General features: G+C 67.8%; 11 protein-coding genes. 3 read left to right on the top strand and 8 right to left on the bottom strand.

Annotation, left to right across the window (positions count from 1 at the left end; translation table 11 throughout):
- Window positions 1-74: 74 nt before the first annotated feature.
- The 5 genes from GGR13_RS01375 to GGR13_RS01395 all read right to left on the bottom strand — a co-directional run bounded on the left by GGR13_RS01375 (window position 75) and on the right by GGR13_RS01395 (window position 9,325).
- Window positions 75-1,277, bottom strand: a complete 1,203-nt coding sequence (locus GGR13_RS01375) for a divergent polysaccharide deacetylase family protein (RefSeq protein ID WP_183212254.1) — start codon at window positions 1,275-1,277, stop codon at window positions 75-77.
- A 153-nt stretch (window positions 1,278-1,430) separates the two neighbouring features.
- Window positions 1,431-1,898: a universal stress protein gene (locus tag GGR13_RS01380; RefSeq protein ID WP_183211669.1), complete on the bottom strand. Its 468-nt coding sequence runs from the start codon at window positions 1,896-1,898 to the stop codon at window positions 1,431-1,433.
- Between the two features lie 87 nt (window positions 1,899-1,985).
- Window positions 1,986-6,836, bottom strand: a complete 4,851-nt coding sequence (locus tag GGR13_RS01385) for an NAD-glutamate dehydrogenase (RefSeq protein WP_183211670.1) — start codon at window positions 6,834-6,836, stop codon at window positions 1,986-1,988.
- A gap of 196 nt (window positions 6,837-7,032) precedes the next feature.
- Window positions 7,033-7,878 carry an outer membrane protein gene (locus GGR13_RS01390; protein WP_183211671.1) on the bottom strand — a complete coding sequence of 282 codons (846 nt, stop codon included), beginning with the start codon at window positions 7,876-7,878 and terminating at the stop codon, window positions 7,033-7,035.
- A 352-nt stretch (window positions 7,879-8,230) separates the two neighbouring features.
- Complete coding sequence (locus GGR13_RS01395) at window positions 8,231-9,325, bottom strand: AI-2E family transporter (RefSeq protein ID WP_183211672.1); 1,095 nt, start codon at window positions 9,323-9,325, stop codon at window positions 8,231-8,233.
- A 123-nt stretch (window positions 9,326-9,448) separates the two neighbouring features.
- Between GGR13_RS01395 and GGR13_RS01400 the strand changes: the two genes are divergently transcribed.
- The gene (locus GGR13_RS01400; RefSeq protein ID WP_183211673.1) at window positions 9,449-11,029 is read left to right on the top strand and encodes a helicase HerA-like domain-containing protein; all 1,581 of its coding nucleotides are present in this window, start codon (window positions 9,449-9,451) and stop codon (window positions 11,027-11,029) included.
- Between the two features lie 15 nt (window positions 11,030-11,044).
- Here the strand turns inward: GGR13_RS01400 and GGR13_RS01405 are convergent, their stop codons facing one another.
- The gene (locus tag GGR13_RS01405; protein ID WP_183211674.1) at window positions 11,045-12,109 is read right to left on the bottom strand and encodes an MltA domain-containing protein; all 1,065 of its coding nucleotides are present in this window, start codon (window positions 12,107-12,109) and stop codon (window positions 11,045-11,047) included.
- Between the two features lie 55 nt (window positions 12,110-12,164).
- Window positions 12,165-12,827 carry a TIM44-related membrane protein TimA gene (gene timA, locus GGR13_RS01410; RefSeq protein WP_343060276.1) on the bottom strand — a complete coding sequence of 221 codons (663 nt, stop codon included), beginning with the start codon at window positions 12,825-12,827 and terminating at the stop codon, window positions 12,165-12,167.
- A gap of 173 nt (window positions 12,828-13,000) precedes the next feature.
- Here timA and secB point away from each other — a divergent pair, with 173 nt between their 5' ends.
- Both secB and GGR13_RS01420 read left to right on the top strand, forming a co-directional pair.
- Window positions 13,001-13,528: a protein-export chaperone SecB gene (secB, locus tag GGR13_RS01415; RefSeq protein ID WP_183211675.1), complete on the top strand. Its 528-nt coding sequence runs from the start codon at window positions 13,001-13,003 to the stop codon at window positions 13,526-13,528.
- Between the two features lie 54 nt (window positions 13,529-13,582).
- Window positions 13,583-14,584, top strand: a complete 1,002-nt coding sequence (locus GGR13_RS01420; protein ID WP_183211676.1) for an LLM class flavin-dependent oxidoreductase — start codon at window positions 13,583-13,585, stop codon at window positions 14,582-14,584.
- A gap of 14 nt (window positions 14,585-14,598) precedes the next feature.
- Here the strand turns inward: GGR13_RS01420 and GGR13_RS01425 are convergent, their stop codons facing one another.
- Window positions 14,599-15,192, bottom strand: coding sequence for a hypothetical protein (locus tag GGR13_RS01425; RefSeq protein ID WP_183211677.1), 594 nt, complete (start codon window positions 15,190-15,192; stop codon window positions 14,599-14,601).
- Between the last annotated feature and the right edge of the window lies 1 nt (window position 15,193).

Here is a 15,193-nt window from a genome sequence, read left to right on the forward strand (position 1 = left end):
GCCATCCCGCAGCGACGACGTCACCCGCGCATGGTGATTGACGGCTGGATTGCGAAGGCCCGCAGGCCCGACCGTCAGCGCCCGGGGCGCTGGGTCATGGCGCTGGCGGGAGCCAGTTGCAGGCCACGGGCTTCCAGACCGGCGGTCCAGCGGGCAGCGGCCTCGACCGTCACCGGATAGCTGAAGCCGGTCCCCAGGGCTGCTCCGCGCGACTTGGCCAGGGCCTCCAGCGCATTCAGCTGGGCGACGATTGCGGCCGGGGTCTGCTGCTGGTCAATGACCCGATCGGCGCTCGCGCGTGCCCAGGCCCCGGGGCGACGGCGGGCGGTCCCATCATCCATGAAGGCCAGACCCCGCTGGCGCAGGACGGCGAGGAAGGCGCTGGTGCCCGCATCGGAGGCCACGAACCGGTCCCCCAGATAGTTGGTCACCCCGAAATAGCCGGTCGCGCGACCCAGCAGCCAGTCCATCTTGGCCTGGATGTCTTCGGCGCTGCCCGTGCTCAGCAGGGTCTGGGGGCCGGGGTCGTTGTCCGGATAGCCGGTCGGCTCCATCGGGATCTCGATCATCACCTCATGGCCCTGGGCCCGGGCGAGGTCGATCCAGCCCTGCAGCCCCTGAGCATAGGGCACGAAGCTCAGGGTCACCTCGGCCGGCAGGCGTTCGATGGCGGCACGGGTGGTCACGGCATTCAGGCCCAGCCCCCCGACAATCAGGGCCACGCGCGGCTTGCCGTTCGAACGGAACGGACGGGCATAGGCCTGGGCCGGGACGCGGCCATCCGGCGCGATCACGGGCAGAGGTCCGTTGGGGCCCGGCGCGCTCAGGCCGGCGATGGGGGCCGCCGGCAGGGGCTGGGCGGGCAGGCGGGGCGAGGCCATGGCAGCTCCCCCGCCAGAAACGGAGGCCCCGTCCGGCAGAGTGATCAGGGCTTCCGTCCCCGCAGCCCCGTTGGGATCCAGCAGACCCTCGGTCGTCAGATCCTGATACGCCCCGAAATCGCCCAGGCTGAAGGCTTCGAGGCCGGTCGGCCCGACTGGCGCAACCACGGGAGCCCGCTTCAGCTCGACCTGCACCGACGGCGTTCCCGCGCGGGGATCGCCCAGTACGGTAAGGAACAGGGTCGCCGTGCCCAGCAGCAGGAAGCCTGCGGCTCCCACGGCCACAGGTGGCTTCTTCAGCGCGGTCAGGACCGGCGCGGCGGACAGGCGGAAAGGCGGGCGCTGCGGCGGCGCTCCGGCGGTGGCGGCGAGAACGGACTGGCGCTTTGCGAACATGGACACGGAATGGATGCTCGGATGGAAACCGCGAAGGCGGCACACTTCAGGTGGCAGTGTGGCGAGCGGCGGTTAAGAAACCCTAACGCGGATTCATCCCTTCGCCCGGTTTTCGCAGGGTTTCCGGCACCCTGTGGCAGCGACCCGTCCGGATCAGGCCAGGTCCTCGATCTCGGCGTCGGTCAGCTCGCCGGGGACGATGGTCACCGGCAGTTTTCGACCGCTGAAGGCGGCACCCTGTTTCAGCACGGCCGCAACCAGAGGCCCAGGCGACTTGCCCCCGCTGGCCGCCGCCAGAACCAGGATCTTGATCTCCGGATCCTCGCCCACGACCTTGCGGATCGCGGCCTGGGCTTCCCCGGTTTCGATCAGGAAGATCGGCTGCGACCCGGAACGCTCGGCCGCGATCTCCCCCAGCCGCACCAGGAGGGCCTCGGCTTCCTCGCGCTGCTGGCGCTGGATCTCGTCGCGCACGCCCGACCAGTGCTCGTCCGAGCTGTCGGACAACACGCGCAGCATGGCCACGCGCCCGCCCGTGGACCTCGCGCGCCGCGCCGCATAGCGCAGGGCCGCGTCGAACTCCGGACTGTCGTCCACGACGACCAGAAACTGTCTCGGCATGAAGGTTCCCCGCCCTGTCTTGTGCGCAAGCGACGCCAAGGGGGCGATGGAGTCAACTCACCGCCCCCTGACACCTACCGGCGTGGATCAGAGCTTGCCCGCGATACTGCGGATGGCACCGTTGGCAATGGTCAGTTTGGCGAAGGTCCAGCCGGTGCCCGAGGCCTCGATCTCGTCGACCGAGGCCCGCATGGCCTCGACCTGGGCCTGACGCGGACCGATCCAGGCATCGACCGCCTGCTCTGCCGCCTGCTCGGTCGCGCCGACTGCGACATCCGATGCCATGGCCACGGCACGGGTCAGGGCAACCTGCTCGGCCATGATGTCCTCGATCAGCCGCCGCACGGCCAGCCGGTCGAAATGATCGACGGATGGCACACCCCCGGCAGCGGCCCTGAGGCGGTCAAAGTCGAAGGCCGCCCCGACTTGGTGATACAGCCGTGCCATGGCCGGCTCGGGCCAGCCTGTCTCGGCCGCCAGGTCGCCGATGTCTGCGGTCGCCACCGAAGGCCTCAGCATCGCAAAGCCCCGCGCCATCGCCTCGGGGGCGCCCAGGCCGATGAAGGTCCTGACCCGCTCCTCCAGCCGTCCCTGCTCGAAGCGGGACAGCACGGCCCCGCCCTCGGGTACCAGGGCATCGACCACCGGGCGATAGGCCGCAATCAGGCTGCCGACCGTAGCGCCCGGCCGGGCCGCGCGTCGGGCCAGCCACGCGGTCTGGCGGCGCAGCACGACCGCGATCTCCTGATAGAGGGCCGTCTGGGCCTCCGCCGAGATCTGACCATCCAGCGCAGACACCGCATCCCATGCCTCGTCCAGCCGGAACACCCGCCGCGCGGCCTCGAAGGCGATGACCAGAGCCCGGGTATCGCATTCCGCAGACACCCGCAGCCGCTCGGGGAAGGTCGCCCCACCCATGTTGACGATCTCGTTGGCCAGAACCGTCGCCACGATCTCGTGCCGCAGCCGGTGCCCCTTCATCTCGGGCTCGAACCTGGCCAGGGCGTCCGGGAAGTAGCGGATCAGCGCCGCCTCGAAGAACGGGTCCTCGGTCGCGCCAGAGGCCACGATGTCGTCGAACAATTCGATCTTGGAATAGGCCGTCAGGACCGCAAGCTCGGGCCGGGTCAGCGGCTGGCCCATCGCCTTCATCTCGGCAATGCGGGCATCGCTGGGCAGCCCCTCGACCTTGCGGTCCAGCTTGCCCTTGGCGCCGAGCCACGACATGAACCGGGCCTGGGCGTCGAGGCTGGCGGTGCCTTCGGCCTGCTGCAGGGTCAGGGCCAGGGTCTGGTCGTAGTTGTGGGCCAGGACCTTCAGCCCGACCTCGTCGGTCATGGAGGCCAGCAGGGCATTGCGGTCCTCGGCCTTCAGCGTGCCATTGGTGACGGCTGACCCCACCAGGATCTTGATGTTGACCTCATGGTCGGAGGTATCCACCCCGGCGGAGTTGTCGATGGCATCGGTGTTGATCCGGCCACCCTGCGCAGCAAACGCGATCCGGCCCGCCTGGGTGAAGCCGAGGTTCGCTCCCTCGCCGATGACCTTGACCCGCAGTTCGTCGGCATTGATCCGCAGGGCGTCGGTGCCCTTGTCCCCGACCTGGGCGTCGGTTTCCGCGGCGGATTTCACATAGGTGCCGATGCCGCCAAGATACAGCAACTCGACCGGGGCCTTCAGGATCGCCCGGATCAGGCTGACCGGATCCAGGCTGTCCTCGGTGATGTCCAGCGCCGCCTTGATCTGGGGCGTCAGGGTGATGGACTTGGTCGCCCGCGAGAAGACGCCGCCACCTTCGGAGATCAGCGAGGCATCATAGTCCTGCCAGGACGAACGCGGCAGCTGGAACAGCCGGTCCCGCTCGGCCCAGGACCGGGCTGCATCCGGGTCAGGGTCGATGAAGATGTCGCGGTGATCGAAAGCCGCGATCAGGCGGGTGGCCTTCGACAGCAGCATGCCATTGCCGAACACGTCGCCCGACATGTCGCCCACACCGACGGTGGTGAAGGTCTCGGTCTGGATGTCCTTGCCCATCTCGCGGAAGTGCCGCTTGACGGCCTCCCAGGCACCGCGCGCGGTGATGCCCATGGCCTTGTGGTCATAGCCGACCGACCCGCCGCTGGCGAAGGCGTCGCCCAGCCAGAAGCCGTAGTCGGCCGACACCCCGTTGGCGATGTCCGAGAAGGTTGCCGTGCCCTTGTCGGCGGCGACAACCAGATAGGGGTCGTCCCCCTCCCACATCACGACATGGTCCGGATGCTCGACCGCACCGGTGGATCCGATGTCGTCGGTGATGTCCAGAAGACCGGACAGGAAGGTCTTGTAGGCGCGGATCGCCTCGGCCTGGATGGCATCGCGGTCCCCGCCCCTCGGCAGGTGTTTCGGGTAGAAGCCGCCCTTGGACCCGACGGGCACGATGACGGCATTCTTGACCTGCTGGGCCTTGACCAGACCCAGGACCTCGGTGCGGAAATCGTCGCGCCGGTCGGACCAGCGCAGGCCGCCCCGCGCGACCGGGCCGAACCGCAGGTGGACGCCCTCGACGTGCGGGGCCCAGACGAAGATCTCGCGATAGGGCTTGGGCAGCGGCAGGTCGTCCAGTTCGCGCGAGGCGATCTTGATCGAGATGTGCGGCTTGGGCTGGCCATCCGCTGCGCGCTGGAAATAGTTGGTCCGCTTGATGGCCCCGACCAGCGCCGCCAGACGGCGAAGCGCCCGGTCGTGGTCCAGCGATTTCACGTCCTGCAACAGGGCCGTGATCTTTTCGGACAGTTCGCCGGCTGCAGCTTCCCGCGACGTGACATCGCCGCCGTGCTCCGGATCGAATTTGCAGGCGAACAGCGACAGCAGGGCCCGCGATACGGCCGGATACTCGGTCAGGGCCGCTTCCTGAACGGCCTGGGACGGATCGAGGCCTGTCTGCTGGCGATAGCGAGCCAGGGTCCGGATCAGGGCCACCTCGCGCCAGCTGACGCCCAGTTCGAGAACCAGGCGGTTGAAGCCATCGCTTTCCGTGCGGGCGGTCCACACTGCGACAAAGGCCTCTTCGAACGGCGCCTTGATGTCGGCAAACGTCAGCGCCTCGCCGCGTGGATCCTCCAGCAGGAATTCGTGGACGTGGATCTCCTCGTCATCCAGCGGGCGGATGGCGTGGCCGAACTCCTCGAGCGTCTTCAGACCCATATCGGCCAGGATGGGAAGAACATCGGACAGCGGGACCGCCGCGCCCCGGCGATAGAGCTTGAACCGGAACTGGAGCGCCGTGTCGTCCGCCTTGCGGAAGGCCCGGACAGCCACCGGCTCGCCCCCGTCATTGTTGCCGGACGCGTTCAACCGGTCGATCTGACGAAGATCGGACACGGCCTCGGTGGCGTCGTAGCGATCGCGGTAACCTGCGCCGAAGGCTTCGGCCCATTTCTGGCTCAGGGCACTGATCTGCGAGTCGTCGTAGTCGGCCGCGCGCGCTGCACTTTCGAAGCGATCGACCCAGCTTCGCCCGGCCTCGGCCACCTCGGCCTGAAGCGCTTCCGCATCCGGGACCGCATGGTCACCGGGCGTTATGCCGATGATGTAGTGGATGCGGACCAGGGGCGCGTCGGACAGCTGCGGATACCAGGCCGACAGGCGCCCGCCCCAGGCCCGCGCGAGAATGCGGCCGATCCGCTCGCGGACGCTGGAGTCGAACCGCTCGCGCGGGATGAAGGCGAGGATCGACACGAACCGGTCGAACGGGTCCGGGCGAGTGAAGATCTTGATCTTCGGCCGGTCATAGAGGTGGAGAATGCCCAGCGAGATGTTGAGCAGCTCGTCCTCGGACACCTGGAAAAGCTCGTCGCGGGGATAGTTCTCGAGAATGTTCTTGAGACGCTTCTCGTTGTGACTTCCGGGAGCCTTGCCCGCGCGGGCCAGGGCATTGGCCACCTTGCGACGCAGCAGCGGCACCTGGGTTGCCGTCCGGTCATAGGCCTCGGCCGTGAACAGGCCCACGAAGCGGGTCTCGCCGGACGCCCGACCATCCGCGCCGTACCGCTTGACCCCGACGTAATCCATATAGGCCCGGCGGTGGACCCGGCTGCGGATATTGGCCTTGGCCACGGTGACCGGCTCGGACAGCACCATCTGGCGCTTCATGGCCTGGGTCAGGACGGCGGGCTCCGACGTCCGGCGCAGCACAGTCCTCTGGGCATCGCGTAGCACACCGACGCCCTCGGCGGACTGGCTCAGGGGCGCTTCCGCCTCGTAGCCGCCATCGGTGGAGCGCGGGTAGTCGTAGTCGCGCGCGCCGAGGAAGACGAAATGGTCGTCGTTCAGCCAGCGCAGGAAGGCCAGGTTCTCGGCCACGATATCGGCGTCGACATCGCCGGGACAGGCTTCCAGATGGGCGACGGCGCGCTCCATCAGGGCCGTCATGGCCCCATGGTCCTCGACCGCCGCGTGAACGTCGGCCAGGGCCTCACCGATCTGGTGCACGAGCGTGTCTCGCCGCTCCTGCGTCAGAGGGTCCAGAACGACCACGATGGTGGACTGGCGCCCGGAGTCACGATCGATGATCGGATGAAACAGGGACCGTACGGTCACGCCGGCGTCGGCCAGTTCCCCCATCACGCTGTCGACGAGGAAGGGTCGATCGTCCTGCACGATGTGGGCGACATCATAGCCCGTCGAACGGCCGTCGGCCGTCTTCAGCGGCTCGACGACGATTCGTGGCGCTTCGCCCGGCTTGCGGGTCTCGGCAGCCTTCCAGACCTGAGCCAGCAATGCCGCGAGATCGCCACCGGCCAGCTCCGGAGTCTCGTCGACGGCATAGTCCTCGTGCGCCTGGGCGAGGAAGGATTGCTCCAGAGGAGTCGTTGCCTCTCGCCCGACCGCCTTGCCGAACGCCCGTCCCAGCGCCTCCAGCGTGAGGGCCTGAGGCAGGGAAACAAGTTCGCCGGACATGGGCAGGGTCTCGTAAGGCGCGGCCGGGCCGCCTGGGAATGGGCGACAGGGTGAGCCGATCGCGCCAGAGGATCAATCCGCTGATTAGGCCGGGTCGCGACGCTGCGAAACCCCCCTTTGGTACCGGAAAGACAAAACGCCGGGACTGCATCAGCAGCCCCGGCGTTCGTGATCGATGTTCTCGTGTCTGTCGGGACTAGAAGCGGACGCTCATCCCGATGTTCAGGGCGTGGAGCCCGAATTTGGAGTTGCTGCGGATCATGTCGGTCCCGGTCGTGTTCGGGGCGAGAATGAACGGGTTGGTCGCCGGGGCCGTCCCCTGCCCGACCCGGATGTTGTAATCGCCCGGCTCCAGCGAGGTGTAGAGATACTCACCCGTCACCGACAGGTTCGGAGCGAGCTTGTACTCGATGCCGCCGCCGGCCTGCCAGCCGTCCGCGTCGTCCTCGTCGACGGTTTCAGTGAAGCTGTTGGCACCGTTGGAGGTGTCGAAGCTGTTCTCGACCTTGGCATAGGCGACACCGCCGGTGCCGTAGATCAGCGCCGGACCAGCCACGAAGCCGGCACGAAGACGGGCTGCGGCCATGGAATCAACGTTGCGGCTGAAGACATAGGCGGCCGGGGTCGAGCTGAACCCCGTGACACTGTCTTCCTGCCAGACAGCGCTGTAGTCGCCGACGACACCCAGGACGAGCTTGCCGAACTGGAAATCATAACCCGCACGAATGCCGGCCTGTGCCCCGGCAGAATCTCCGTCACAGCCATCAGCGGCTGTGGTCGCCTTGGCGGCGCCGTCACAGAAACCCGGGCTGAAAGCATCGGCACCCGCCGGCGTCCGGACGGGATCGCCGAAATTGCCGTCGAGGTTGCGGTCGAACCTCAGCGTCTCCTTGCTGTCGTCATTCTTGTCGGTGTAGCCGGCGAACACGCCAATATACGGCCCGCTGAAATCAGTGCGCCAGTCGGCACTCTGGGCCATGGCCGAAGTCCCGACCATCGCCAGGAGGGCAGCCATGGAGGCTGCAGAAATCATCGTCTTCATTGTTGAACCCTTACATTGGAGTGGGTCGCTCAGGGGCGACAAGCCCTTCCCTCGCCCACAACGACGCGGGTTGAGGCCCGTTCCCGGGCCTTCCTCAGGATTGCAATCAGGCGTCCGATCTGTTGCGGATGTGCCGCATATTTCATCTGCACAAAGACAAGGCCGCCGAACCCGGGGTCCGGCGGCCTGCTTTAGGCTCCGGCACTGGAGGGGAGGGGTGCCGGTCCTTGATCGTCACGGTCGGGAGGGGGGATCGACCGTGGCGACTGACGGGAGATGGGCCCGCGCGTCGCAGGTTCAAGGCTTGGAGCGTCTATTGATGCCCATGCCCGATGCGGCTGGCTGTCACGGTCTAGGGGTCTTTGCTGTCGGCCTTGGCACCGTCTTCGGGATAGGGCTCCCCGTCGCCGGACAGCAAAACGGCCATCCAGTAGGAGCCCTTGAACTCGGCCAGGATGGCCATGGCCATGACCGCAAGGGGTGTGGACAGGAACATGCCGGCGACGCCCCAGATCTTGCCCCACAGCGCCAGCGACAGCAGCACGACGACGGGGTCTATGTTCTGGTTCTCGCCCTGCATGCGGGGCTGGATCATGTTGCCGACGACGAAGAGGATGGCCTGAAGGCCTGCCAGAAGGATCAGGGCCGGCCAGTAGTCGGGAAACTGCACGAGGGCGAACAGCGGCGGGGCGAGGCCGGCAATGGCCCCTCCCAGGATCGGAATGAAGCCGACGACGAAGATGACGAAGGTCCAGAACTCGGCATTCTGAAGGCCGACCACCCGCATGAGCAGCCAGGCTGCGGCACAGATCATGATCCCCGTGACGGCCTGGACCCAGAGATAGCCCTCAACGCCGGAACGCACCCGGGCAATGACCTGCCTGGCATCGCCGCGCGAGGACCGCTCGGGGAACATCCGCACGATCTTCTTTCCGAAACCGGCCTGCGAGGCCAGCAGGAAACCGAGATAGACCAGGACGAAGAAGGCGCCGGAGGCGATCCCCTGCACCTGCACGGCCAGGGTCGTCAGCGAGCCGCGCAGGTCGATCCCGTTGAGCAGGTCCCGCGACGTCGGTACGGTGTCGACCCCGAAGATCCCGCTGATGTCGGCGATGATCTCGTCGATCCGCGGTCCGATATTGGCCGTGACACCCGAGGCGTCGCTGAAGAACCCGGCCGCGCCGTTGACGATGATGGCGATCGACAGGAAGAAGCCCACCACGACGATCAGGATCGCCACCAGACCCGACCAGCGATTGGGCAGCGGGGTACGCTGTTCAACCTCGCGCTGGATGCCGCCGATCATGATCAACAGGAAGATCGCGATCGCCAGGGGCGTCAGGATATCGGCCAGCCAGAACAGGGCCGCGCCACCGGCCACGGCAGCAATGAGAACGAGAGCGTTCTGGGCGACGGCGGAGCCGGACAGGCTGACGGGAATTTTCATGGTGCGACCTTTCGCGCCACCAACACGCCGGGTCAATCACCGTTCCGTGATGACCGCGACACTCTGGAGAACGCCTTTGCCGTGAGCTAAGCAGGACACACCCTGATCCACGGAACCCTGCCCATGTCCGACGCCCTTCCCGGTCTCTTCCTCGGCCAGTCGGAAGCCGACGGTGCGTCCCGCGCCGAGACCCTGCTGTTCAAGCGCGCCAACCGCCACGGCGTGGTGGCCGGGGCGACCGGCACGGGCAAGACCGTGACGCTGCAGATCATGGCGCAGGGGTTCTCGGATGCCGGGGTGCCGGTCTTCTGTGCCGATGTGAAAGGCGATCTCTCGGGCATCTGCATGCCCGGCTCCCCCAACGAGCGCCTGACCGCCCGTGCCACCGGCATGGGGCTGACGCTGGATCCCAAGGCGGCGCCGACGGTGTTCTGGGACCTGTACGGCCAGAAAGGTCATCCCATCCGCACCACGGTGTCGGAGATCGGTCCGGTGCTGCTGGCCCGCATGCTGAACCTCAACGATGTCCAGGAGGGCGTGCTCTCGGTCGTCTTCCATGTCGCCGACAAGGAAGGACTGCTGCTGCTCGACCTCGACGACCTGCGAGCCATGCTGGTGCATGTCGGCGAGAATGCGGAGCGGATCGGCCGTGAGGTCGGCAATGTCGCCCCGGCCTCGATTGCCGCGATCCAGCGGTCGATCCTGCAATTGGAACAGCAGGGCGGGAAGGCCTTCTTCGGGGAACCGGCCCTGCGGCTGGAAGACATGATCCGTGTCGGCCTGGATGGCCGGGGCCAGGTCAATGTGCTGGACGCGACCAAGCTGATGAACAGCCCGCGCCTGTATGCCGCCTTCCTGCTGTGGCTCCTGTCCGAGCTGTTCGAACAGTTGCCGGAAGTCGGCGATCCGGAGAAGCCGCGCCTGGTCTTCTTCTTCGACGAGGCCCACCTGCTGTTCAACGACACGCCCGATGCCCTGCGCGAGAAGGTCGAGCAGGTCGTGCGGCTGATCCGGTCCAAGGGTGTGGGCGTCTATTTCGTCACCCAGAACCCGGCCGACATTCCCGACAGCGTCCTTGCCCAGCTGGGCAACCGGATCCAGCATGCCCTGAGGGCCTATACGCCGGCGGAACAGCGCGGCCTGAAGGCGGCGTCCGAGAGCTTCAGGCCCAACCCGGCCTTCGATACGGCAGACGCCATCCAGGGACTGGGTGTCGGCGAGGCGCTGGTTTCGACACTGGATGAAAAAGGGGCCCCCAACATCGTGGGCCGCACCGCCATCCGCCCGCCCGCCAGCCGCCTTGGCCCCGCCACCGATGCCGAGCGCGCAGCCGTCATGGCCGCAAGCCCCGTGCGCGGCGTCTATGACACCATGGTCGACCGCGAGTCGGCCGAGGAAATCCTGTCCGCGCGCCGCGGGGAGGCCGACAAGGCGATTGCCGAAGCCGAGGCTGCGGAAGCCCGTGCCAAGGCGGAGGCCCAGGCTGAAAAGGATGCCGAAAAGGCCGAGGTAGCCCGTGAGCGCGAGCAGGCTCGCCAGGCGCGCGAGGCGGCCCGCGCCCGCCCGGCTCCGCGCGCCGCCCCCCGGCGGTCGACGCGTGAAACACCGATCGAGGCCGCGACGAAATCGGTCCTGCGCACGGCAGGCTCGACCATTACCCGCGAGCTGTTGCGGGGGATCCTCGGCGGGCTGAAGCGGCGGTAGAGGTTCCCGTTCGCCTCAACCCCTTGGAACCAGCCGCCACATCCTGAGGGGATGGCGAACGGAACCAGCCTCCTCGCCTGCCGCATCGCCGCGACCCATGTAGAGGTCGGCCCGCACCGGGCCGCGAATGGCGGAGCCGGTATCGAGGGCCATGACCAGGCCGGAATAACTGCCTCGCGCGCCCGGCAGATTGCCGCCGTCGGCCTGGATCCACACCAGATCGCCGTAGGTCCAGCTGGCCGGATCGATGGCGATCCCGCGGCGTGCCGTCAGGGGAACGCCTGCGGCTCCGGCAGGGTGGCCGCCGTCGTCCGCCGCCAGGGCGAAATAGATGTAGCGGGGATTGAGCGCGGTCACGGCCCGGGCCCGCTCGCCCCTGTTGGCCACCAGCCAGCGCCGGATGGCCTCGCCGGACGTGCCGTTGCGCGGCAGCAGGCCCTGCGCCTCCATCGGCCGGGCGATCCCGACGAAGGGGCGGCCGTTATCGGCGGCATAGGACGCCCGCGCTTTCGTGCCGTCCTCGAACGTCAGATAGGCCGATCCCTGGATCTGCATGAAGAACAGGTCCTCTGCCCGCATCCACGCGACGGCGTCCGGGGCCGCAGAGGCCTCGATCGAGGCCCGCTCGGGGCCTGTCCATCCGCGCTGCCAGCCGGCTGGTGCCGGACGAACCGGGGTGTCGAACGCGCCTTCAGCACGCCGGCGCGCCGGGTACTCCGGCGCGAAATAGCTGGTCAGCAGCCCCGGGCGGCCGTCCGCCGTCTCGGCCGCGACCAGGCTGAAGCCCGTCTCGAAGAAGGCGCGGGCCATCGATGGCGTCACCGATGTCCGGTCAAGATCGCGAGCCCGGCTGCACTGGACCCGGGCCGGCGCGTCACGGGCGACGCCGCACCCCGTCACATAGGCCCGAAAGGCCGCCAGATGGTCTTCCTGATCCCAGCCCGGCAGGGTCGCGGGGCTGTCCCCGGCGATGACCACCGGAGCCGGCGGGACGGGTAGTGTTGCGACAGGGGCAGGCAAGCCATCGACTGCCGGACGCTGCCCCCCGCCTCCGGCACAGGCCGCAAGGACGACAGCCATGACGGAAAATGCCGCGACCGCGCGCGCCCGTTGCCGGATCAGCAGGCCCGACACGTCAGGCGTTGGCGGGTTCGACCCGGGCCAGGACCCAGTTGGGATCGGCCGCGCCCAGCTTGCGCTCGAATGTCCAGTGTTCGGCTGTGCGACGCTCTTCGATGCGGGGCTCCGCCGTGTCCTCGCCAGAGGCCGGAATGATCTTGCTGCGCATTTCCGACAGGAACCGGACCTTGGCGATGGCGCGATCGCCGTCGGCCGTGGCGCTTTCGAGGTCGGCGCGGGGGCTTTGCAGGAATTCCACCTGTTCGGTCTCACCCCGCGTTTCGCGTGCGACGATGCCGGTTTCGAACGAGTCCATGACCGCCGGGGCCAGCAGGGGCTTCAGGGCCGCCCGGTCGCCCGACGCATAGCCGCGCACGATGGTCTCATAGGCCTGACGCGACCCCTCGAGGAATTTCTGCGGGTCGAAGGCCGGATCCCGTGCTTTCAGCCCCGAAATGGCGGCCATCGTCTGGGCGTCCAGCAACGGGCGGGCCGGGATGGCCGGCTCACCGGCCGCGGGCAGGGCCGGCGTCTTGGCGTCTTCCTGCGGCTGGCGGCCGACCTTCTTGCCCAGCACATTGTACAGCTGGAACAGGATGAAGGCCGCGACCACGGCAAAGAAAACGATCTGGAAAAGGGCAGGCGGCACGGGCAATCCCTGGATGGCGGCGTCCGGCACGCCGGACGTCAGACGACGATTAGGGTCTGATATAGGCGCACGCAAGGCATCGCGCACCTGTCTGCCCCCTCGCCGTTGCCGCAGGGCCAGACGACGTGCTAGTCGCCGCCCCTTCACGCGGTGCCGCGCTCGCGCCTCCGCGACCACCCTTTTTGAGCTATGGCCCCTCGCCCATGACCGACGTCACGCCTCCCGCCGACACTCCGATCGATCCGAATGCCAACGGTCAGGCTCCTGGCCAGACCCAGGGCCAGCCTGCCGGTCCCGGCTTCCGCATCCTTGCCCAGTTCGTGCGGGACCTGTCGTTCGAGAACCCCAAGGCACCCGACAGCCTGCGCATCGAAGGCAAGCCGCAGATCGATATGGGCGTCGAGATGGCGGCCCAGGGGCGTCCGGATGGTCTGTTCGAGGTCGACCTGAAGCTTTCGATCAAGGCATCGGCCAGCGGCACGCCCGTCTTCCAGGTCGAACTGGTCTATGGCGGCCTGTTCCAGCTGGCCAACGTCGCCGAGCAGGACATCGAGCCGATGCTGCTGATCGAATGCCCGCGCTATCTGTTCCCCTACGCCCGCGAGATCGTGGCAGGGGCGACGGCGGACGGCGGCTTCTACCCGCCCTTCATGATGGACCCGCTGGATTTCCAGGCCATCTACATGGCCCGTCGCCAGCAGATGGCCGCGCCGGTCGCCGGCGAGGTCTAGGGCCACAACCGTTCCCGGACTTGGGGATGACGCGGTCATCCCCATATCGGGCTCATGACCCTTCTGTCCGTTCTCGATCTCGCGCCGGTGCCCCAGGGCTCGGATGTGTCCCGATCGCTGGCCAACACCATCGATCTGGCACGTCATGCCGAGCGCCTCGGCTACCGTCGATACTGGCTGGCCGAACATCACAACATGGCCGGGATTGCCTCGGCCGCGACCTCGGTCGTCATCGGAGCCGTTGCGGCGGCAACCCGCACCATCCGGGTCGGAGCCGGTGGCATCATGCTGCCCAACCATGCGCCCCTGGTCATCGCAGAGCAGTTCGGCACCCTGGCGGCGCTTCACCCCGGACGCATCGATCTGGGACTGGGCCGGGCTCCGGGGTCGGACATGGCAACCGCGCGGGCGCTGCGCCGCAACCTGGCCGGTGATGCCGACAGCTTCCCGCAGGACGTGATGGAGCTGATGCACTGGTTCCAGCCCGCCGAGGAGGGCCAGCGCCTGCGCGCCAACCCCGGAGAGGGACAGGACGTACCGATCTGGATCCTGGGGTCATCGACGTTCGGAGCCCAGTTGGCGGCCCATCTGGGACTGCCCTATGCCTTTGCCAGCCATTTCGCGCCGGGCGACATGATGGCGGCCATCCGCATCTATCGCGAGACCTTCCGTCCGTCGGACCGGCTGGCAAAGCCGCATGTCATGCTGGGCTTCAATGTGTTTGCCGCAGATACCGACGCGGCTGGACAGGCCTTGTTCAGTTCCCTGCAACAGGCCTTCGTGAACCTTCGCTCCGGGCGACCCGGGAAACTGCCACCGCCAGTGCCCGGCTTTGCAGACAGCCTGCACAGCGGCGAGCGGGCCATGATCGATCAGGCGCTGTCCTGCTCAGCGGTAGGCGGACCCGTCACGGTAAGAGCCCAGCTGGATGCCTTCGTCGCGCGGACCGGAGCAGACGAGCTGATGGTCACCAGCCAGATCTGGGATCATGACGCACGAGTCCGGTCCCTGGAAATCCTGGCCGACGTCAGCGAGGACCGGCGCGCGGCCGCCTGAGCTGGCCTGCGCCGTCAGCCCGGGGGCAGGGGAAACAACTCGCCCTGCCCTTTCGGCAACGCCTGGCCGCCGCCTGCGTCGCCCAGACCGAGCCAGGCGCTCGTGATGCCGAGGCGGATCGAGCGCTCCAGGAGCGCCATCGTGCCGTCATGGCGGGCGTCGGGACTGTCTCTCAGCGCCTGACATTCCGAGAGCACCTGGGCGGCGTGGACGGCGGGACTGTCAGCGGGCTCGTGCAGGCCCAGCGTCCTCAGCGTCGCAAACCGCCAGCCCTCCTCGGGGGGATACTCATGGACAAGCACCCAGCGATCCGAGGGGCGCATCTGCTCGGCAAGGAACTGCCATTCCCGATCTCCCGGAGCGCGGGCGTAGTGGCCGGGCTTCGTGGGCAGTCCGGCGCGCGCATAGACGGCGAGGGCGTACTCTTCGAGTTCGCCCAGCAGCCGGGATAGGGCATTGTCCACCGGCGCGGCCGGCGCGGATGACCAGGCATCCTGATCCGCACCCAGCAGATCTTCATGGGGTGCCGGACGGGCGGGAATCCCGAGACGACGCGCAATGCTGATCGAAAACCGTCGCCACGAGAATTCACCGTGCCGATCGGCCATG

The sequence above is a fragment of the Brevundimonas variabilis genome (genome assembly GCF_014199945.1).
GTDB lineage: Bacteria > Pseudomonadota > Alphaproteobacteria > Caulobacterales > Caulobacteraceae > Brevundimonas > Brevundimonas variabilis.